This is a genomic window from Pseudomonas frederiksbergensis, assembly GCF_017114915.1.
GTDB classification, from domain to species: Bacteria; Pseudomonadota; Gammaproteobacteria; order Pseudomonadales; family Pseudomonadaceae; genus Aquipseudomonas; species Aquipseudomonas frederiksbergensis_I.
Map to the genome: position 1 here is coordinate 170,223 of NZ_JAAUOE010000003.1, position 20,056 is coordinate 190,278.

Annotated in this window: 23 protein-coding genes; 21 read left to right on the forward strand and 2 right to left on the reverse strand. The window is 61.3% G+C overall.

Going from position 1 to position 20,056, the window contains the following annotated elements:
- The first annotated feature begins 93 nt into the window (after positions 1–93).
- The 12 genes from fleN to HCU66_RS03795 all read left to right on the forward strand — a co-directional run bounded on the left by fleN (position 94) and on the right by HCU66_RS03795 (position 10,834).
- Complete coding sequence (fleN, locus tag HCU66_RS03740; RefSeq protein WP_003222917.1) at positions 94–924, forward strand: flagellar synthesis regulator FleN; 831 nt, start codon at positions 94–96, stop codon at positions 922–924.
- Positions 921–1,661 (forward strand): RNA polymerase sigma factor FliA, encoded by a 741-nt coding sequence (gene fliA, locus HCU66_RS03745; protein WP_108231306.1) that lies wholly within the window; start codon positions 921–923, stop codon positions 1,659–1,661. Before fleN ends, fliA begins: the two co-directional genes overlap by 4 nt.
- A 167-nt stretch (positions 1,662–1,828) precedes the next feature.
- On the forward strand, positions 1,829–2,200 hold the full coding sequence (locus HCU66_RS03750) for a chemotaxis response regulator CheY (protein WP_003183998.1): 372 nt from the start codon (positions 1,829–1,831) through the stop codon (positions 2,198–2,200).
- A gap of 21 nt (positions 2,201–2,221) precedes the next feature.
- Complete coding sequence (locus HCU66_RS03755) at positions 2,222–3,010, forward strand: protein phosphatase CheZ (protein ID WP_205887220.1); 789 nt, start codon at positions 2,222–2,224, stop codon at positions 3,008–3,010.
- Positions 3,011–3,047: 37 nt separating this feature from the next.
- Positions 3,048–5,306 (forward strand): chemotaxis protein CheA, encoded by a 2,259-nt coding sequence (locus HCU66_RS03760; RefSeq protein ID WP_205887221.1) that lies wholly within the window; start codon positions 3,048–3,050, stop codon positions 5,304–5,306.
- A 49-nt stretch (positions 5,307–5,355) separates the two neighbouring features.
- Positions 5,356–6,504: a protein-glutamate methylesterase/protein-glutamine glutaminase gene (locus HCU66_RS03765; protein WP_205887222.1), complete on the forward strand. Its 1,149-nt coding sequence runs from the start codon at positions 5,356–5,358 to the stop codon at positions 6,502–6,504.
- Positions 6,504–7,244 carry a flagellar motor protein gene (locus HCU66_RS03770; RefSeq protein WP_007938659.1) on the forward strand — a complete coding sequence of 247 codons (741 nt, stop codon included), beginning with the start codon at positions 6,504–6,506 and terminating at the stop codon, positions 7,242–7,244. The genes HCU66_RS03765 and HCU66_RS03770 overlap by 1 nt, the downstream gene beginning before the upstream one ends.
- A gap of 15 nt (positions 7,245–7,259) precedes the next feature.
- Positions 7,260–8,153, forward strand: a complete 894-nt coding sequence (motD, locus tag HCU66_RS03775) for a flagellar motor protein MotD (protein WP_205887223.1) — start codon at positions 7,260–7,262, stop codon at positions 8,151–8,153.
- 43 nt (positions 8,154–8,196) lie between these two features.
- On the forward strand, positions 8,197–8,985 hold the full coding sequence (locus HCU66_RS03780) for a ParA family protein (RefSeq protein WP_205887224.1): 789 nt from the start codon (positions 8,197–8,199) through the stop codon (positions 8,983–8,985).
- 30 nt (positions 8,986–9,015) lie between these two features.
- Entirely contained in the window at positions 9,016–9,882 is an 867-nt protein-coding gene (locus HCU66_RS03785; protein ID WP_205887225.1) for a CheW domain-containing protein, read from the forward strand.
- Positions 9,883–9,955: 73 nt separating this feature from the next.
- Positions 9,956–10,441: a chemotaxis protein CheW gene (locus HCU66_RS03790; RefSeq protein ID WP_007938663.1), complete on the forward strand. Its 486-nt coding sequence runs from the start codon at positions 9,956–9,958 to the stop codon at positions 10,439–10,441.
- Positions 10,442–10,834, forward strand: coding sequence for a DUF2802 domain-containing protein (locus HCU66_RS03795; RefSeq protein ID WP_205887226.1), 393 nt, complete (start codon positions 10,442–10,444; stop codon positions 10,832–10,834).
- A gap of 137 nt (positions 10,835–10,971) precedes the next feature.
- On the opposite strand, the gene HCU66_RS03800 is transcribed toward HCU66_RS03795, so the two are convergent.
- Together HCU66_RS03800 and fliK are read right to left on the reverse strand one after the other, a co-directional pair.
- Positions 10,972–11,301, reverse strand: a complete 330-nt coding sequence (locus tag HCU66_RS03800) for an EscU/YscU/HrcU family type III secretion system export apparatus switch protein (protein WP_205887227.1) — start codon at positions 11,299–11,301, stop codon at positions 10,972–10,974.
- Positions 11,298–12,872, reverse strand: coding sequence for a flagellar hook-length control protein FliK (fliK, locus tag HCU66_RS03805; RefSeq protein WP_205887228.1), 1,575 nt, complete (start codon positions 12,870–12,872; stop codon positions 11,298–11,300). Before fliK ends, HCU66_RS03800 begins: the two co-directional genes overlap by 4 nt.
- Positions 12,873–13,069: 197 nt before the next feature.
- Here fliK and ccmA point away from each other — a divergent pair, with 197 nt between their 5' ends.
- From ccmA to ccmI, 9 genes are all read left to right on the forward strand, one after another.
- Positions 13,070–13,705 carry a cytochrome c biogenesis heme-transporting ATPase CcmA gene (ccmA, locus tag HCU66_RS03810; protein ID WP_205887229.1) on the forward strand — a complete coding sequence of 212 codons (636 nt, stop codon included), beginning with the start codon at positions 13,070–13,072 and terminating at the stop codon, positions 13,703–13,705.
- Positions 13,702–14,370, forward strand: a complete 669-nt coding sequence (gene ccmB, locus HCU66_RS03815) for a heme exporter protein CcmB (protein ID WP_205887230.1) — start codon at positions 13,702–13,704, stop codon at positions 14,368–14,370. Before ccmA ends, ccmB begins: the two co-directional genes overlap by 4 nt.
- A 94-nt stretch (positions 14,371–14,464) precedes the next feature.
- Positions 14,465–15,220, forward strand: a complete 756-nt coding sequence (locus HCU66_RS03820) for a heme ABC transporter permease (protein WP_205887231.1) — start codon at positions 14,465–14,467, stop codon at positions 15,218–15,220.
- Complete coding sequence (ccmD, locus tag HCU66_RS03825; protein WP_007939192.1) at positions 15,217–15,393, forward strand: heme exporter protein CcmD; 177 nt, start codon at positions 15,217–15,219, stop codon at positions 15,391–15,393. Before HCU66_RS03820 ends, ccmD begins: the two co-directional genes overlap by 4 nt.
- Positions 15,390–15,845 (forward strand): cytochrome c maturation protein CcmE, encoded by a 456-nt coding sequence (gene ccmE, locus HCU66_RS03830; protein ID WP_205887232.1) that lies wholly within the window; start codon positions 15,390–15,392, stop codon positions 15,843–15,845. The genes ccmD and ccmE overlap by 4 nt, the downstream gene beginning before the upstream one ends.
- Positions 15,846–15,848: 3 nt before the next feature.
- Complete coding sequence (locus HCU66_RS03835) at positions 15,849–17,852, forward strand: heme lyase CcmF/NrfE family subunit (RefSeq protein WP_205887233.1); 2,004 nt, start codon at positions 15,849–15,851, stop codon at positions 17,850–17,852.
- Positions 17,849–18,385 (forward strand): DsbE family thiol:disulfide interchange protein, encoded by a 537-nt coding sequence (locus HCU66_RS03840; protein ID WP_205887234.1) that lies wholly within the window; start codon positions 17,849–17,851, stop codon positions 18,383–18,385. Before HCU66_RS03835 ends, HCU66_RS03840 begins: the two co-directional genes overlap by 4 nt.
- Complete coding sequence (locus tag HCU66_RS03845) at positions 18,382–18,855, forward strand: cytochrome c-type biogenesis protein (RefSeq protein ID WP_205887235.1); 474 nt, start codon at positions 18,382–18,384, stop codon at positions 18,853–18,855. Before HCU66_RS03840 ends, HCU66_RS03845 begins: the two co-directional genes overlap by 4 nt.
- Positions 18,848–20,050: a c-type cytochrome biogenesis protein CcmI gene (gene ccmI / locus HCU66_RS03850; protein WP_205887236.1), complete on the forward strand. Its 1,203-nt coding sequence runs from the start codon at positions 18,848–18,850 to the stop codon at positions 20,048–20,050. Before HCU66_RS03845 ends, ccmI begins: the two co-directional genes overlap by 8 nt.
- The last annotated feature ends 6 nt before the right edge of the window (positions 20,051–20,056 follow it).

Consider the following 20,056-nt stretch of genomic DNA (forward strand, 5'->3'; position numbering starts at 1 on the left):
CCTACATCGATGGTCTGCCATGCATTGTTCAGTCGCTGAACGCGCAGCCAGTAATGTGGCCTCCGTCTATGCAAGACAAGGTAAAGAAATAACATGGGCAGCATGCATCCCGTACAGGTGATCGCGGTGACCGGCGGCAAAGGTGGCGTCGGGAAGACTAACGTGTCAGTGAACTTGTCCCTGGCTCTAGCTGAGCTCGGCCGGCGCGTCATGCTGCTGGATGCCGATCTGGGGCTGGCGAACGTCGACGTTCTGTTGGGGCTGACACCCAAACGCACGCTGGCCGACGTGATCGAAGGCCGCTGTGAGCTGCGCGACGTGCTGTTGCAAGGCCCCGGCGGCATCCGCATCGTCCCGGCCGCGTCCGGCACCCAGAGCATGGTTCATCTGAGCCCGGCCCAACACGCCGGCCTGATCCAGGCGTTCAGCGACATTGGCGACAACCTTGACGTCTTGGTGATCGACACCGCTGCGGGCATTGGTGACTCGGTAGTCAGCTTCGTGCGCGCCGCGCAGGAAGTCTTGCTGGTGGTGTGTGACGAGCCGACCTCGATCACCGACGCCTACGCGCTGATCAAACTGCTCAACCGCGACTACGGCATGAACCGCTTCCGCGTCCTGGCCAACATGGCGCAAAGCCCGCAGGAAGGGCGCAACCTGTTCGCCAAGTTGACCAAGGTCACCGATCGCTTCCTCGACGTCGCCTTACAATACGTCGGCGCGGTGCCTTACGACGAAAGCGTGCGCAAGGCCGTGCAGAAGCAGCGCGCCGTCTATGAAGCCTTTCCGCGTTCCAAGTGCGCCCTGGCGTTCAAGGCCATTGCGCAGAAAGTCGATACCTGGCCGCTGCCGGCCAACCCGCGTGGGCACCTGGAGTTTTTCGTCGAGCGGCTCGTGCAACAAACGGCAGGACCGGTGTTATGACAGCGAGCGGTTACAACCTCTACAAGACGTCGGCACGTGACGCGCAGTACGAGCTGATCGAGCGTTACGCGCCACTGGTCAAGCGCATTGCCTACCACTTGCTGGCGCGTCTGCCGGCCAGTGTCCAGGTCGAAGACCTGATCCAGGCCGGGATGATCGGCCTGCTTGAAGTATCAACCAAATATGACGCCAGCAAAGGCGCGAGTTTCGAGACGTACGCGGGCATCCGCATCCGCGGCGCGATGCTCGATGAAGTGCGCAAGGGGGACTGGGCGCCACGTTCGGTCCACCGCAATACCCGCATGGTCAGCGACGCGATTCGCTCGATTGAAGCTAAAACCGGCCGTGACGCTAAAGATCACGAAGTTGCGGCCGAACTCCAATTGAGTCTCGACGATTACTACGGGATTTTGAACGACACCCTGGGCAGCCGGTTATTCAGTTTCGACGATCTGTTGCAGGACGGCGAACACGAAGGGCTGCATGAGGATGGCGCGAGTGCTCATCTGGAGCCGTCACGCGATCTGGAAGATGAACGCTTCCAGGCGGCGCTGGCGGACGCGATTGCCAATTTGCCGGAGCGTGAGCGACTGGTGTTGGCGCTGTACTACGACGAAGAGTTGAATCTCAAGGAAATCGGCGAGGTCCTGGGGGTCAGCGAATCGCGGGTCAGCCAGTTACACAGCCAGTGCGCGGCCCGTTTGCGGGGGCGTTTGGGGGAGTGGCGAGCGCGCTGAAGGCAGTGTGGGGACACTGCGAATGGAGCTGGTGGGGTGTTGAACCGTACCGGTCTCGATCTGTTGTGCTCCAGACAGTCATTGAGTGCTTTGCCGGATTGATTGAAATGGCGCGTCCAGGTGCTGGGCGCGTTTAAGACTGCTTGGAGGTCGAATTGGACAAGAACATGAAAATCCTCATCGTTGATGACTTCTCAACGATGCGGCGGATCATAAAAAACCTGTTGCGTGACCTTGGGTTCACCAACACGGTCGAGGCGGACGACGGCACCACTGCCATTCCGGTTCTCAACAGCGGGAGCATCGACTTTCTGGTAACGGACTGGAACATGCCTGGCATGACCGGTATCGATCTGCTGCGTCACGTGCGCGCCGATGAAAAGCTCAAACACCTGCCAGTGCTGATGGTGACCGCCGAAGCCAAGCGCGAGCAAATCATCGAAGCGGCCCAGGCCGGTGTTAACGGCTATGTGGTCAAACCCTTCACAGCCCAGGCGTTGAAAGAAAAAATCGAGAAGATTTTCGAACGCATCGGTTGATGTACTGCGCACGGGGGAGCTATGGAGCATTACGAATCTTCACAGGGCGATTTCGAGTCGACCCTGAAAAAACACGCAGTCGAACTGGTCGAGAGCCTTGAAAAAGGCAGGTTCGGCGACGCTGTGCAATTGATCCATGAGCTCAATCAGACCCGTGACCGCGGCCTGTATCAGGAAGTGGGCAAGCTCACCCGCGAGCTGCATAGCGCGATCGTCAATTTCCAGATTGACCCGCACATGCCGCAAGCCGAGGAAGTGTCTCAGATCACGGATGCCACCGAGCGCCTGTCCTATGTGGTCAAGCTGACCGAGGCCGCGGCCAACCGCACCATGGACCTGGTGGAAAACGCCACGCCGCTGGTCAACAGCCTGAGCGACGAAGCCCAGGCGTTGAGCACGGATTGGGGCCGGTTCATGCGTCGCGAAGTCGGGGCTGAAGAATTCCGTGAACTGGCCCGGCGGGTCGACGGTTTCCTGGCACGCAGCAGCGAAGACAACCGCACGGTGTCGAGCAACCTCAACGACATTCTGCTGGCTCAGGATTATCAGGACCTCACCGGACAGGTGATCAAGCGCGTGACCCAACTGGTCACCGAAGTTGAAAGCAACCTGCTCAAGCTCGTACTCATGGCCAGTCAGGTAGACCGCTTTGCGGGTATCGAACATGACCGTGAAGCGATGCTGGCTGAAAAAGATCCGCAAAAACATCTCTCTCAGGGTGAAGGTCCGCAGATTCATGCCGATAAAAGAGAAGACGTTGTGTCCGGTCAGGACGATGTGGACGATTTGCTATCCAGTCTTGGATTTTAGTTTTCTGGGTTTTTAGACCTGTAGGAGCACCCCCTTAATGAGCTTCGGCGCCGATGAAGAGATCCTTCAGGATTTCCTGGTTGAGGCCGGCGAGATTCTAGAGCAACTGTCCGAACAGTTGGTCGAGCTTGAAAGCCGGCCAGATGATGCGGATTTGCTCAATGCAATTTTTCGCGGTTTTCACACTGTAAAAGGGGGCGCCGGCTTCCTCCAGCTCAACGAGTTGGTGGAGTGCTGCCACATCGCCGAGAACGTGTTCGACATCCTGCGCAAGGGTGAGCGTCGCGTCGACTCGGAATTGATGGACGTGGTTCTCGAAGCATTGGACGCGGTGAACGGCATGTTTGCCCAAGTCCGCGAACGCAGCCCGATCACGCCTGCCACGCCTGAGTTGCTGGCCGCTCTGGCCCGTCTGGCCGAGCCGCAAACGGCTGATGAAGCAGCACCGGCGCCGGTCGCTGAAGTGGTTGAGGAACCGGTCGCGCACAGCGATTCGGGGGACATTACCGATAACGAATTCGAACAACTGCTGGACTCGCTGAACGCCGTCAAGGCCCAGGCCGAGGCGCCAGCCGCTGTTCCAGTGCCGGCGCCGACCAGCGATGCGGCGGCCAGCGACGAAATCACCGATGACGAGTTCGAGTCGTTGCTCGACCAGCTGCACGGCAAAGGCCAGTTCGCAGTCGATTCAGTGGTCGCAGCACCAGCACCGGCTGCCCCGAAAGCGGCCGGCGACAGCTCCGACATTACCGACGACGAGTTCGAAGCATTGCTCGACCAGTTGCACGGCAAAGGCAACTTTGCAGTGGATGCGCTGGAATCGGCGATTGCTTCGGCCTCAGCCCCGGCTGTGCCAACCGCCGCTGCGGCCGGTAGCGATCTGATCTCCGATCACGAGTTCGAATCGCTGCTCGACGAACTGCACGGCAAGGGCAAGTTCACTGAAGTGGGTACTGCTTCTGCTTCTGCTGCTGTTGCTTCAGTTGCTTCAGTTGCCAAGGCAGCGGCGCCAGCCCCTGTCGCCAAAGCGTCCGAGCCAAAAGCCGAAGCACCTAAGCCTGCCGCCGCCGCACCGGCGCCTGCTCGCGCGCCGGCCGCGCCGTCCGCGGAAAAACCGGCCAGCGAAGCCGAGACCACCGTGCGGGTCGATACCGCGCGGCTGGACGAAATCATGAACATGGTCGGCGAGTTGGTACTGGTGCGTAACCGCCTGGTCCGTCTGGGCCTCAACAGCGGCGACGAAGCCATGTCCAAGGCCGTGTCGAACCTCGATGTGGTCACGGCCGACCTGCAAACCGCGGTCATGAAGACCCGGATGCAGCCGATCAAGAAAGTCTTCGGGCGCTTCCCGCGGCTGGTTCGCGACCTGGCTCGCCAGCTCAAGAAAGAGATCAACCTGGAGCTGGTCGGTGAAGAAACTGACCTCGACAAAAACCTCGTCGAGGCCCTGGCCGACCCGTTGGTCCACTTGGTACGCAACTCGGTCGACCACGGTATCGAAGAGCCGGCTGATCGCGAAGCGATGGGCAAGCCCCGCAGCGGCAAAGTGATCCTGTCCGCCGAACAGGAAGGCGACCACATCCTGCTGTCCATCTCCGATGACGGCAAGGGTATGGACGCTGATGTCTTGCGCGGCATTGCCGTGAAAAAAGGCCTGATGGACAAGGATGCGGCGGACCGTCTCAGCGAGTCCGATTGCTTCAACCTGATCTTCGCGCCGGGTTTCTCGACCAAGACCGAGATCTCCGACGTGTCCGGTCGTGGCGTGGGCATGGACGTGGTGAAAACCAAGATCGCCCAGCTCAACGGCACCATCAATATCTACTCGACCAAGGGCAAAGGCTCGAAGATCGTCATCAAGGTCCCGTTGACCCTGGCGATCATGCCGACGCTGATGGTCATGCTCGGCAACCAGGCGTTCGCGTTCCCGCTGGTGAACGTCAACGAGATCTTCCACCTCGACCTGTCGCGCACCAACGTGGTGGACGGCCAGGAAGTGGTGATCGTGCGGGACAAGGCGCTGCCGCTGTTCTACCTCAAGCGCTGGCTGGTCAGCTCCGCCGCTCACGAAGAGCAGCGCGAAGGCCATGTGGTGATCCTTTCGGTGGGCACTCAGCGGATCGGCTTCGTCGTCGATCAACTGGTGGGCCAGGAAGAAGTGGTCATCAAGCCATTGGGCAAAATGCTCCAGGGAACCCCGGGCATGTCCGGCGCCACCATCACCGGTGACGGCCGCATTGCACTGATTCTCGATGTTCCGAGCATGCTCAAGCGTTACGCCGCACGGCGTATTTGATTCTGGGGGAGCGGGGCGCCAGAGCCTCGCCCCGTCTAACGGAGTGTTTATGGCAGTCAAAGTCCTGGTGGTGGACGATTCGGGGTTTTTCCGCCGCCGCGTCTCGGAAATTCTCGCAGCGGATTCGAATATCCAGGTCGTCGGTACGGCGACCAACGGAAAAGAGGCGATCGATCAGGCCCTGGCCCTCAAGCCAGACGTGATCACCATGGACTACGAGATGCCAATGATGGACGGCATCACAGCGGTGCGGCACATCATGCAGCGCTGCCCGACCCCGGTGTTGATGTTCTCCTCGCTGACCCACGAAGGCGCCCGGGTCACCCTCGACGCGCTGGACGCCGGCGCGGTGGACTTCCTGCCGAAGAACTTCGAAGACATCTCCCGTAACCCGGAGAAGGTCAAGCAACTGCTGTGCGAGAAGATTCTCAGCATCTCGCGCAGTAACCGTCGTGTCAGTGCCTACACCCCTGCGGCGCAGGTGTCCGCGCCAGCCCCGACACCTGCGCCTTCGAGCGTCGCCAGCTATGGCAGCAGCGCGCCAGCGCGTCCGGCACCGGCACCGGCACCGGCACCGGCCGCGATTGCGCCTCGCAGCCATGCAGCGGCTCCATCGTCTCCAGCGCCGAAACGCAAAGCCTACAAACTGGTCGCCATCGGTACCTCCACCGGCGGCCCGGTCGCGCTGCAACGGGTGCTGACCCAGTTGCCGGCCAACTTCCCGGCACCGATCGTGTTGGTCCAGCACATGCCGGCCGCCTTCACCAAGGCCTTCGCCGAGCGTCTGGACAAGCTGTGCCGCATCAGCGTCAAGGAAGCCGAGGATGGCGACATCCTGCGTCCGGGCCTGGCGCTGCTGGCACCGGGTGGCAAGCAAATGATGATCGACGGCCGTGGCGCGGTGAAAATCCTGCCAGGCGACGAGCGTCTGAACTACAAGCCATGCGTGGACATCACCTTCGGTTCGGCGGCCAAGTCCTACGGCGACAAAGTTCTGGCGGTGGTATTGACCGGCATGGGCGCCGACGGTCGCGAAGGCGCGCGTCTGCTCAAGCAGGGCGGCAGTGCGATCTGGGCTCAGGATGAAGCCAGCTGCGTGATCTACGGCATGCCAATGGCGATCGTCAAAGCCGAACTCGCGGACGCGGTGTACAGCCTTGACGACATCGGCCGGCACTTGGTCGAGGCCTGCCTCTGATGGATGTACTCAGCCTTATCGGGATCATCATGGCGTTCGTCGCCATCATTGGTGGCAATTACCTTGAAGGCGGTCACCTCGGCGCGCTGGCCAACGGCCCGGCGGCGTTGATCGTCCTTGGTGGGACCATCGGCGCGGCGCTGCTGCAATCGCCGATGAGTGCCTTCAAGCGCGCCATGCAGATTCTTGCCTGGATTCTGTTTCCGCCTCGCGTGGACCTGGCCGGCGGCATTGATCGCGTGGTGAACTGGAGCCTGACCGCTCGCAAGGAAGGTTTGCTCGGGCTGGAAGGGGTGGCCGACGCCGAACCCGACAGCTACTCGCGCAAGGGCCTGCAACTGCTGGTGGACGGCGCCGAGCCGGAAGCAATTCGCAGCATTCTGGAAGTGGATTTCTACACCCAGGAAAGCCGCGACATCGAAGCCGCCAAAGTTTTTGAAAGCATGGGCGGCTACGCGCCGACCATCGGTATCATCGGTGCGGTGATGGGGCTGATCCACGTCATGGGCAACCTGGCCGATCCATCGCAACTGGGCAGCGGCATTGCCGTCGCCTTCGTCGCCACCATCTACGGCGTGGCCAGTGCCAACCTGGTGCTGCTGCCGATTGCCGCCAAGCTCAAGTCCATCGCGTTGCGGCAGTCGCGCTATCGCGAAATGTTGCTGGAAGGGATCCTGTCGATCGCCGAAGGTGAAAACCCTCGCTCTATTGAGTTGAAGCTTCAGGGCTTCATGGATTGATGGGAGTAATGGACTATGGCTCGTCGCCGGCAACAGGAAGAACACGTTAACCACGAGCGCTGGCTGGTGTCCTACGCGGACTTCATCACCTTGCTGTTCGCGTTCTTCGTGGTGATGTACTCGATCTCGTCGATCAACGAAGGCAAGTACAAGATCATTTCCGAGGCGTTGATCGGGGTGTTTACCGACTCTGACCGCGCCCTCAAGCCGATTCCCATCGGCGAAGAGCGACCCAAGACCGTGACCCCGGCCAAGCCGCTGGTCAAGGACAGCGAACAGATCGACGCCGGCATCGCCCAGGCCGCCAACGATCCGCTCAAAAGTATTGCCGATGACATCAGCGCGGCGTTCGGCGACTTGATCAGCTCCAACCAGATGACCGTGCGCGGCAATGAGTTGTGGGTCGAGATCGAACTTAATTCCAGCCTGTTGTTCGGCAGTGGCGACGCCATGCCCAGCGACATCGCGTTCAACATCATCGACAAGGTCGCCGCGATCCTGCGGCCATTCGACAACCCGATCCACGTCGAAGGCTTCACCGACGATCAACCGATTCGCACCGCGCAATACCCGACCAACTGGGAGCTGTCCTCGGCCCGTTCGGCGAGCATCGTGCGCATGCTGGCGATGCAGGGGGTGAACCCTGGTCGCCTGGCGTCGGTGGGTTACGGCGAGTTTCAGCCGGTGGCCAACAACGCCACCGCCGAAGGCCGCGCGCGCAACCGTCGGGTGGTGCTGGTGGTGTCACGCAATCTTGATGTACGCCGCAGTCTCACCGGTACCGGAACGGCCCATGCACAACCGGATGCCGCGTTGAAGCGGGCTGGCACACAAACTGCACCGACCCCGGTCAAGTCGCCGGGACGCGAGAGTGCCGTCAATTCTCCGTCACCCGCATTAATACGTTGAGCTATTTCTCGGTCGACGTTTTCGACCGGGAGGAACAATCCGAATGAGAGTCTGGGCAGTCGCCAATCAAAAGGGTGGTGTCGGTAAAACCACTTCCTCCATCGCTTTAGCCGGTTTGCTGGCTGAGGCGGGCAAGCGCGTGGTTATGGTCGATCTCGATCCCCACGGCTCCATGACCAGTTACTTCGGTTACGACCCCGACAGCCTGGAACACAGCAGCTACGACCTGTTCCTGCACAAGGGCAACGTGCCGCAAGGTTTGCCCGGACAGTTGCTGATGCCCACCAGCGACGAACGCATTTCCCTGTTGCCATCGAGCACCGCGCTGGCAACCCTCGAGCGCCAGTCGCCGGGCCAGAGTGGTTTGGGCCTGGTGATCGCCAAGAGCCTGGCGCAACTCTGGCAGGATTTTGATTACGCCGTGATCGACAGCCCGCCGTTGCTTGGCGTGCTGATGGTCAATGCCTTGGCGGCCAGCCAGCAGCTGGTGATTCCGGTTCAGACCGAACACCTGGCGGTCAAAGGCCTGGAACGGATGGTCAACACGTTGGCGATGATCAACCGCTCGCGCAAACAAGCGCTGCCGTTCAACATCGTGCCGACCCTGTTCGACCGCCGCACCCAGGCTTCGCTCGGCACCCTTCGCGTGCTGCGCGACAAGTACCCCGAAGAAATCTGGCAAGGCTACATCCCGATCGACACCCGCTTGCGTGACGCCAGCCGGGCCGGAGTGACGCCGTCGCAATTCGATGGCAAGAGCCGCGGCGTGCTGGCTTACCGCGCACTGCTCAAGCATCTGTTGGCGGCGCAACTTGCTCCGCAGGTGGCTTGAGATGAGCCCGACTCCTACGATGGTGTTCGCATGAATCGGCCGGTGAAAATCACTTCGCGCCCGCAACTGGCCCTCCAGTCCTATCTGGACAACTTGCTGCAGGACGCGACCGAAGAGTGGCCGCCGGAAATAGAGGCGCTGCCCGAGGTTGTCGAAGTTGAAGCGGCGCTGGATGAGTTCCAGGCTGCGGTGCTCGAAGAGCAGGCCCGTGATGCGCAGAAACTGGCAGTGGCCGTGGCACCCGTCATCGCGCCAGTGGCGAAAGCACCGGTGGCCGTGATCGAAGCGCCGGCACCGATTCTGGCGCCCGTGTCGACGATTGCACCGTTGCTGCAGGCGTTGGTGCCGCCGGTGGTGGAAGTTCATTTGCCGCCGAGCAACACACCGCCTCCGGTGGAAACCGACGGTCGTCCGTCATGGGCGGCCGAGCCATTCGAATGCCTGTTGTTTGACGTTGCCGGGTTGACCCTGGCAGTGCCGCTGGTGTGCCTGGGCTCGATTTATTCCCTGGCCGGTCATGAGCTGACGCCGCTGTTCGGTCAGCCGGAATGGTTCCTGGGGATACTGCCGAGCCAGGCCGGCAACCTGAAAGTGCTGGATACCGCACGCTGGGTCATGCCGGACCGTTACCGCGATGATTTCCGCCAGGGCCTGCAATACGTCATTTCGGTCCAGGGCTATGAGTGGGGGCTGGCGGTGCATCAGGTCAGCCGCTCGTTGCGCCTGGACCCGAACGAAATCAAATGGAGAAGTCACCGGGGTCAGCGGCCATGGCTCGCCGGCACGGTGATTGAACACATGTGCGCCTTGCTCGATGTCGCCGCACTGGCCGAATTGATCGCCAGCGGCGGGGCGAAGCACATGGGCGGCAGTAAACCGAGCCACAAACCGACATAAAAACACGCATCGGCATTCAACTGCCGGTGCACTGAATACACACCGCCAGGGCGGTTTTTCGAGGGGTCTGGGTATGAATGACAAGGCGACGGCGGCAAAAGGTTCCGAAGATCCGATCCTGCAATGGGTCACCTTCAAGCTGGATAATGAAACCTACGGCATCAACGTGATGCGCGTTCAGGAAGTCCTGCGCTACACCGAAATCGCTCCGGTGCCGGGTGCCCCGAGCTACGTGCTGGGCATCATCAACCTGCGCGGCAACGTGGTCACCGTGATCGACACCCGCCAGCGTTTCGGCCTCGGTACGGTCGATGTCAGCGACAACACCCGTATCGTCATCATCGAAGCCGACAAGCAAGTGGTCGGGATCATGGTCGACAGCGTGGCTGAAGTGGTTTACCTGCGTCAGTCGGAAATCGAGACCGCGCCGAACGTCGGTAACGAAGAGTCCGCCAAGTTCATTCAAGGCGTGTGCAACAAGAACAATGAACTGCTGATCCTGGTCGAGCTGGACAAGATGATGAGCGAAGAAGAATGGTCGGAACTGGAGAGTATCTGATTGATTCTTGAGGTGGCTGTGATTGTCCTGTTCGTCTTGTGGGCAGGCACGCTGGCGATGCTCCTGGCGTACATCCGCGCTCAAAGGCAGATCGCCGCACAACAGGCCCAGGGCGATGCGCTGCGCGATCAGCGTATCAAAGACCTGGCCAAACGGGTCGAGGACTACCTGAACGGCAACGTGCGCATGGGCGAAGACCTGCACGAACTGCGCGCGGTCATCGGCCCGTTGCCGGACAAACTGGCGCAGTTGGAACAGCGTGATCCGTCGAGCCTTTCATTCGCCCAGGCCGCGCGCCTGGTGGGGATGGGGGCCAGTGTCGATGAACTGACTCAGTCTTGCGGGTTGACCCAGGCTGAGGCGGAGTTGATGAGCAAGTTGCACAGAAACTAACGCCTGCCAGGATCATTCCCACGCTCTGCGTGGGAATGCCTCTTGGGACGCTCCGCGTTCCGTTGTTGAATGTGACGCGGAGCGTCACGGGCTGCATTCCCACGCGGAGCGTGGGAACGATCAAACGATCAGTAACCTCAGAAATCATCCCCGCGCTCGGTGACGTCCTTCTCCAGCATCGGCGCCTGCGGATCATGCCCCTCGGGAAACTTGCCCTTCAGGTTCCACGCAAACGCAATGATCTCGGCAATCGTGCGATACAACTCTTCGGGAATACTCTCCCCCAACTCCATCCGCGCCAGCAGTTTCACCAGTTCGGCATTTTCGTAGATCGGCACTTCATAGTCGCGGGCAATTCGCAGAATTTCTTCGGCCAGTTCTTCGTCACCCTTGGCCGTGAGGGTAGGGGCGTGGCTGCCGTCGTATTTGAGGGCGATGGCCTGGCGGTGTGTGGTGGATTCGCTCATGCGGTTTCGTCGACCCAGCGTTGTTCGAGGCGGGTTTGAGGGCCCTGTGGCGGTGTGCCGAGATGGCAATCCAGATCGCCGACGTTCAGGCCTGACGCCAGCAAGCGTTCGCGCAGCGCGGCCAGATTACTTTCGATCAGGCTGGCGGTGTATGGCCGTTCGGCCCATAGCTGACTGGAGAGACTGCCTTTGATCAGTTGGGCCTGAATCTGTAATGGCCCCAGCGGTTCCATGTCGAACGCCAGGTCGACTCGCCACAATTGTTGTTTTGGTTCGCGTTCGTCGCGGCGTTCGTGCGGTTGCTCTTTCTCGGGCGCTTCTTCGCGCTGGAATTTGATCTGCAACGGCACGATGTCCTGCAGGTTGCGCATGGGGATTTCCAGCTGCCAGGTACTGAGCAGCCGGCCATCGTCGGTGACGCCGGTCTGTTCCAGGCTCGACAGTTGATGGCTTTGCAGGCGCGAAACGGCTGCCGCTGCCAGACGCAGCAAATGCTCCAGATCGTTTTCACCGTCCTGACTTTGCAACAGGCGTTCGGGCAGCGGAAAACTGGTCGGTAGCGGTTTCGCGCTGACCTGTCCGAGCATGCCGAGAGCATTGCGCACGAAACTCGGCATGGCCTGGACCAGGGTGTTGGCGACAATGATCGCATGGAGATTGGTGTTGGCCGGCAGGCCCGGCGTCAGTTGGGCGATCAGCTTGAGCAGGTCGCCTTTCATGTCCGGCGTCAGCGTCGGGTTTTGCCCGGTCAGCAGTTTCGCTTCGAGGAACAGGCCACTGCTGGCCAGCGCCTGGGCCAGGCCTTTGGGCGTACTCAGTTGCTGGACGTCGGGCAGGCCGGCGAGCAGTTTGTCCACGGCGGCGCGCAGGTCGGTGGAGGTCTGATCCGATGGCGGCAGGTTTTGCAGGGCTTTGAGCAAACCGTCCAGAGAACCCTGGCGACTTTGTTGGCTGACCAATTGTTGCGTCACCGCCAATTGTTCCTGACGGCTGCTCAATGGCACGAATTTCAGGGTCTGGGTGTCCTGCACCAAGGCGCTCAACAAGGTGCCGATGCGCAGCGGCGTCGGGCTGTCGATACTCAACGTGCTGCCGCTCAATGCGGTGTTGAGCAGGCTCACCATCGAGCGAAACACCGTCGGCTGGCCCGGCACCTGTGGCATCACCTGAGAGGTCAGCACTTTGCCTTGCAGCAAGGTGCCGACCGGCAGTTGCGCGGTGTCGATGCGGGTGAGGGTGGCGACACTGGAGGCGATGGCCTGTTGCACCGTGACCGCCAGATTGCCCGCCGATGGCTGGGTGATCGCCAGGCTGGTGCCCTGGGGCAGTGGCTGAGTGCTGGTGGCCTGGACCGTGGTCTGGCGGCCGCTGTCGAGGGTGACCTTGAGCAACAGTTCAAAGGTCTGATCCGCCTGCTTGAGCGACAGCACTTCGGCCTTGGCGGTCTGGCCGGTGCTGATCAGACCCTCCATCGGCGTCAGCAGCTTGAGCAGCTCGCCGCTCACCACCAATGGACGCGAAGTCGCCGGGGTGGTTGGCGGGAGCGGGAGGATGTTCATTTCGCCTGTCATACGCGGACACAACCTGAGGAAATTGCACTCTTGAGAGTAGGATGCGGCATGTATAATGCCGCCCGTCTTTCGCTGAGTGGCGAAAACATTGCAATTGATTGACGCAGCTCTCTAGAACAAGCCGTCATAGCATCTATGCTGCCTCTCTTTAACGGCCGCGCCAGAGCCGACTTGAACCGTATAAGGCCCGTGAACCCTTGACCAGTCCTGTCCTGCAAACCGTTGCCCTTGCCTGTGAGCGAGACCTTCGGCTGCTCTTCGAAAATCTCGAATTGCGACTGGCCAGTGGCGAAATGTTGCAGATCAGCGGCCCCAACGGCAGTGGCAAGACCAGCCTGTTACGTCTGCTCTGCGGTCTGATGCACCCGACCGCCGGTCAAGTGTTGCTCAACGGCCAGCCACTGAACGAGCAACGCAGCGAACTGGCGCGCAACCTGTTGTGGATCGGCCATGCCGCCGGGATCAAGGACCTGCTGACCCCCGAAGAAAACCTCAGTTGGCTCTGCGCCTTGCATCAACCGGCCTCCCATGAGGCGATCTGGCAAGCGCTGGCGGCGGTGGGGCTGCGCGGTTTCGAGGATGTTCCTTGCCATACCCTGTCTGCCGGCCAGCAACGTCGCGTGGCATTGGCGCGGTTGTACCTGGACAGCCCGCCGTTGTGGATCCTCGACGAGCCGTTCACCGCGCTCGACAAACAAGGCGTGGCGCAACTCGAAGAACACCTGGCTGCGCACTGTGAGCGGGGCGGCATGGTGGTGTTGACCACTCACCACACGCTGACCCGGATGCCGGCCGGCTATCGCGACATTGATCTGGGGAACTGGGCCGTATGAGTGTTTTCGGCCTGTTGGTCGCCCGCGAGGCACGTTTGCTGTTCCGCCGTCCCGCCGAATTGGCGAACCCGTTGGTGTTCTTCGCCATCGTCGTCTCCCTGTTCCCATTGGCGGTCGGTCCCGAGACTCAATTGTTGCAAACCTTGTCTCCGGGGCTGGTCTGGGTGGCGGCGCTTTTATCGGTTTTGCTCTCGCTGGACGGGCTCTTCCGCAGTGATTTCGAAGACGGATCCCTTGAGCAGTGGGTCCTTTCGTCGCACCCTCTGCCTCTTCTGGTGCTGGCCAAGGTGCTGGCACACTGGGCCTTTTCCGGCCTGGCACTGGTGTTGCTCGCGCCGTTGCTGGCATTGATGCTCGGTTTGCCTGCCGCCTGTCTGCCGGTGTTGCTGCTTTCTTTAATGCTCGGTACACCGGTATTGAGCCTGCTCGGTGCGGTGGGCGCGGCGCTGACGGTAGGATTGAAGCGTGGTGGCCTGTTGCTGGCGCTGCTGATTCTGCCGCTGTACATCCCGGTGTTGATCCTGGGCAGTGGCGCCTTGCAGGCGGCCTTGCAGGGCATGCCGGCGACCGGTTATCTCTTGTGGCTTGGTAGCCTGACCGCCCTGGCGATAACCCTGACACCTTTTGCAATAGCTGCTGGCCTGAAGATCAGCGTCGGCGAATAATAATGAGGTCTGGTTATTTATTAACCACTTCTTTTAAGAAAAGCAGACCCTTGCTAGCTCGTTATAACGAGCAGCACCCGTGATGGAAACAGCAATGAACTGGACCTGGTTTCATAAGCTCGGCTCGCCCAAATGGTTTTACGGCATCAGCGGCAAATGGCTGCCATGGCTGAGCGTCGGGGCGTTGCTGCTGATCAGTATCGGCGTGGTCTGGGGCCTGGCCTTCGCGCCGCCGGATTACCAGCAAGGCAACAGCTTTCGCATCATCTACATCCATGTGCCCGCCGCCATGCTGGCGCAGTCCATCTATGTGATGCTGGCCGTGTGCGGCATTGTCGGGCTGGTGTGGAAAATGAAACTGGCCGACGTCGCCCTGCAATGCGCCGCCCCCATCGGTGCCTGGATGACCGCCGTGGCGCTGGTCACTGGCGCGATCTGGGGCAAACCGACCTGGGGCTCGTGGTGGGTCTGGGATGCGCGACTAACGTCCATGCTGATTCTGCTGTTTCTGTACTTCGGTCTTATTGCGCTGGGCAACGCCATCAGCAATCGTGACAGCGCGGCCAAGGCCTGTGCGGTGCTGGCGATCGTCGGCGTGATCAACATCCCGATCATCAAATACTCGGTGGAGTGGTGGAACACCCTGCACCAGGGCGCGACCTTCACCCTCACCGAAAAACCGGCAATGCCCGTCGAGATGTGGCTGCCACTGCTGCTGACGGTGCTGGGTTTCTACTGTTTCTTCGGTGCAGTGCTGTTGCTGCGCATGCGCCTTGAAGTGCTCAAGCGCGAAGCCCGGGCGAGCTGGGTGAAAACCGAAGTGCAGAACAGCCTGGAGGCCGCTCGATGAGTTTCGCTTCATTCGGCGACTTTCTCGCCATGGGCCATCACGGCCTGTATGTCTGGTCAGCCTATGGCATTTGCCTGGCGGTGCTGGCCCTCAACGTGGCGGCGCCGATCCTGGCCCGCAAGCGGTATCTGCAACAAGAGGCGCGTCGTTTGCGCCGGGAGAACGGCCAGTGAATCCGCTGCGTAAAAAGCGTCTTGTCATCATTCTCGCGATTCTGGTCGGTATCGGCGCTGCCGTCGGCCTGGCCCTGAGCGCCCTGCAGCAGAACATCAATCTGTTTTACACCCCGACCCAGATCGCCAACGGCGAAGCCCCGCAAGACACGCGCATCCGCGCCGGCGGCATGGTCGAGAAAGGGTCGCTGCAACGTTCCGGCGATTCCCTGGACGTGAAATTCATCGTCACCGACTTCAACAAGTCCGTGACCATCAGCTACCGCGGCATCCTGCCGGACCTGTTCCGCGAAGGGCAGGGCATCGTTGCCCTCGGCAAGCTCAACGCTGATGGCGTGGTGGTGGCCGACGAAGTGCTGGCCAAGCACGACGAGAAGTACATGCCGCCGGAAGTGACCAAGGCGTTGAAGGACAGTGGTCAGTCGGCACCTGTTCCGGCGAAAGAGGGTTAACCGATGACTTCTGCACTTTTTAGTTCAGGGCTGTTTATCCCCGAACTCGGCCATCTGGCCATGATCCTGGCGCTGTGTTTTGCGCTGGTGCAGGCCGTGGTGCCGTTGCTCGGTGCCTGGCGTGGCGACCGTTTGTGGATGAGCCTGGCCCAGCCGGCCGCGTGGGGGCAGTTCGCGTTTTTGCTGTTCGCCTTCGGTTGCCTGACGTATGCGTTCATGGTGGACGACTTCTCCGTCGCCTATGTGGCCAGCAACTCCAACAGCGCCTTGCCGTGGTACTACAAATTCAGCGCCGTGTGGGGTGCTCACGAAGGCTCGTTGCTGCTGTGGGCGTTGATCCTCGGCGGCTGGACCTTCGCGGTGTCGGTGTTCTCCCGACAGTTGCCGCAAGTGATGCTGGCCCGGGTGCTGGCGGTGATGGGCATGATCAGCACCGGTTTTCTGCTGTTCCTGATCATGACGTCCAACCCGTTCGCCCGGATCCTGCCGCAGATGCCGGCGGACGGGCGCGACCTCAACCCGTTGCTGCAAGACATCGGCCTGATCGTTCACCCGCCGATGCTGTACATGGGTTACGTCGGTTTCTCCGTGGCGTTTGCCTTCGCCATCGCCGCGCTGTTGGGCGGTCGTCTCGATGCAGCGTGGGCACGCTGGTCCCGCCCGTGGACCATCGTGGCCTGGGCGTTCCTCGGTATCGGTATCACGCTGGGCTCCTGGTGGGCCTACTACGAACTCGGCTGGGGCGGCTGGTGGTTCTGGGACCCGGTGGAAAACGCATCCTTCATGCCTTGGCTGGTGGGCACGGCGCTGATTCACTCGTTGGCGGTCACGGAAAAACGTGGCGTGTTCAAGAGCTGGACCGTGTTGCTGGCCATCGCCGCGTTCTCGTTGAGCCTGCTGGGAACCTTCCTGGTGCGTTCCGGCGTGCTGACCTCGGTTCACGCCTTTGCGTCCGACCCTGAGCGCGGCGTGTTCATCCTGATCTTCCTGCTGTTTGTGGTCGGCGGTTCGCTGACGCTGTTCGCCCTGCGCGCGCCAGTGGTCAAGAGCCATGTTGGCTTCAACCTCTGGTCCCGGGAAACCCTGCTGCTGGGTAATAACCTGGTGCTGGTGGTGGCTGCTTCGATGATTCTGCTGGGCACCTTGTACCCGCTGATTCTCGATGCGATGACCGGCGCCAAGCTGTCGGTCGGCCCGCCGTACTTCAATGCGCTGTTCATTCCATTGATGGCGATCCTGATGGTGGTGATGGCGGTCGGCGTGGTGGTGCGCTGGAAAGACACCCCGGTCAAATGGCTGATGAGCATGCTGACCCCGGTGTTGCTCGGCAGCGCCGCGCTGGCCGTCGTGGCGGGTATTGCTTACGGCGATTTCAACTGGGCGGTGCTGGCGACATTCATGCTGGCGGCCTGGGTATTGCTGGCCGGCGTGCGGGACATTTTCGACAAGACTCGCCACAAAGGCTTGATCAAAGGCCTGCCGACCCTGACCCGCAGCTATTGGGGCATGCAACTCGCGCATTTGGGCATTGCCGTGTGCGCGCTGGGTGTCGTGTTGTCGAGCCAGAACAGTGCCGAGCGCGATCTGCGCCTGGTACCGGGCGAGTCCATGAGCCTGGCCGGTTACCAGTTCGTGTTCGAAGGCGCCAAGCACTTCGAAGGGCCGAACTTCACGTCCGACAAGGGCACCGTGCGGGTGATCCGCGACGGTAAGGAAATCAGCGTACTGCACCCGGAAAAACGCCTCTACACCGTGCAGAACTCGGTGATGACCGAGGCCGGAATCGACGCCGGTTTCACCCGTGACCTTTACGTCGCGCTGGGCGAACCGTTGGGCGAAGGTGCCTGGGCGGTCCGGGTGCACGTCAAGCCGTTCGTGCGCTGGATCTGGTTTGGCGGGCTGCTCACGGGGGCAGGCGGATTGCTGGCGGCGCTGGATCGTCGTTATCGGGTCAAGGTGAAAAGCCGCGTGCGTGAAGCGCTCGGCATGACGGGAGCCACCGCATGAGACGTTGGTTGATGCTGTTGCCGCTGGCGATTTTTCTGGTGGTTGCTGTTTTTCTGTATCGGGGGCTGTACCTGAACCCGGCCGAGTTGCCCTCGGCGATGATCGACAAACCCTTCCCGGAGTTTTCCCTGCCCTCGGTGCAGGGCGACAAAACCTTGACCAAAGCGGACCTTCTGGGTAAGCCGGCGCTGGTCAACGTGTGGGGCACCTGGTGCATTTCCTGCCGGGTCGAGCACCCGGTGTTGAACAAACTGGCCGAGAAGGGCGTGGTGATCTACGGCGTCAACTACAAGGACGTCAATGCCGATGCCTTGAAGTGGCTGGCCGAGTTCCACAACCCGTATCAACTGGACATCCGTGACGATGCCGGCACCTTGGGCCTGAACCTCGGTGTTTACGGCGCGCCGGAGACCTTCTTCATCGACGCCAAGGGCATCATCCGCGACAAATTCGTCGGGGTGATCGACGAGCAAGTCTGGCGCGAAAAACTGGCGGCCAAGTATCAGGCGCTGGTCGACGAGGCCAAGCCATGAAGCGCTGGATTGCCGCCGCTGTTCTGGGGTTGAGCATGGCCGGCGTGGCCCACGCCGCCATCGATACTTATGAGTTCGCCAAAGAGGGCGATCGCGAGCGTTTTCGTGAGCTGACCAAAGAGCTGCGTTGCCCCAAGTGCCAGAATCAGGATATTGCCGATTCCAACGCACCGATCGCCGCCGACCTGCGCAAAGAGATTTTCCGCATGCTCGGCGAGGGCAAGGACAACCAGCAGATCATCGACTTCATGGTCGACCGCTACGGTGATTTCGTCCGCTACAAACCTGCTCTGAATGCCAAGACCGCATTGCTCTGGTTCGGCCCCGCCGGCCTGCTGCTGGGCGGTGTTGTAATCATCGCCGTGATTGTCCGCCGTCGTCGCGTGCAACGCACTGACAGCCCGGACACGCTTTCCTCTGATGAGCGCGAGCGCCTCGACCACCTGTTGGATAAAACCAAGCATGATTGATTTCTGGCTCGCTGCAGGCCTGCTGCTTCTGGTTGCCCTGAGTTTTCTGTTGATCCCGGTTCTGCGCGGTCGTCGCGCCCAGCTTGAAGAGGACCGTACGGCGCTGAACGTCGCGCTGTACCAGGAGCGCGTGGCTGAGTTGCAGGCTCAGCAGGAAGAAGGCGTGCTCAACGCCGAGCAGATGGACGCCGGCCGCGCCGAAGCAGCCCGTGAACTGCTCGCCGACACCGAGGGCGTCGAGGCGCCGCGGGTGTCGCGTCTGGGCAAGCCATTGCCATTGCTGGCGGCGATTCTGGTGCCCGTGCTGGGCCTTGGGCTGTACCTGCATTTCGGCGCCAGCGACAAAGTCGAGCTGACCCGCGAGTTCGCCCAGGCGCCGCAGTCGATGGAGGACATGACCCGTCGCCTGGAGCGTGCGGTCGCGGCCCAACCTGACTCGGCCGAAGGTTTGTACTTCCTCGGCCGTACTTACATGGCTCAGGACCGCCCGGCCGATGCGGCGAAGATCTTCGAACGCACCGTGAGCCTGGCCGGTCGCCAGCCGGAACTGCTCGGGCAGTGGGCTCAGGCGCAGTACTTCGCCGACGGCAAGAAATGGTCGGACAAGGTCCAGGCCTTGACCGACGAAGCGCTGAAAACCGATCCAAAGGAAGTCACCAGCCTCGGCCTGCTGGGCATCGCTGCCTTCGAAGGTGAGCGTTACCAGGACGCCATCGACTACTGGAATCGCCTGCTGGTGCAACTGCCGCCGGAAGACCCATCCCGTGTCGCGCTGCAAGGCGGCATCGCCAAGGCCGCCGAGAAGCTTGAAGCCAGTGGTGGCAAGGTGGCCGAAGCTCCAGCTGCGAAGGCTGTTGCAGCGCTCAAGGTGCGCGTCGATCTGGCGCCGGACCTGAAAGCCAAGGTCCAGCCCGGCGACAGCGTGTTCATCTTCGCCCGCGCCATCTCCGGCCCGCCCGCACCGCTGGCCGCCAAGCGTCTGACCGTCGCCGACTTGCCGGCAACCGTCGAGCTGGGCGATGCCGACGCAATGATGCCGCAGTTGAAACTGTCGAACTTCCCTGAAGTCCAACTGGTTGCGCGTATCTCCCGCGCCGGCCAACCGACTGCCGGCGAATGGATCGGTCGCAGCCAACCCCTGGCCACCAGCACCACCGCGCCACAAAAACTGACCATCGACAGCCCGGATAAATAACAGGAA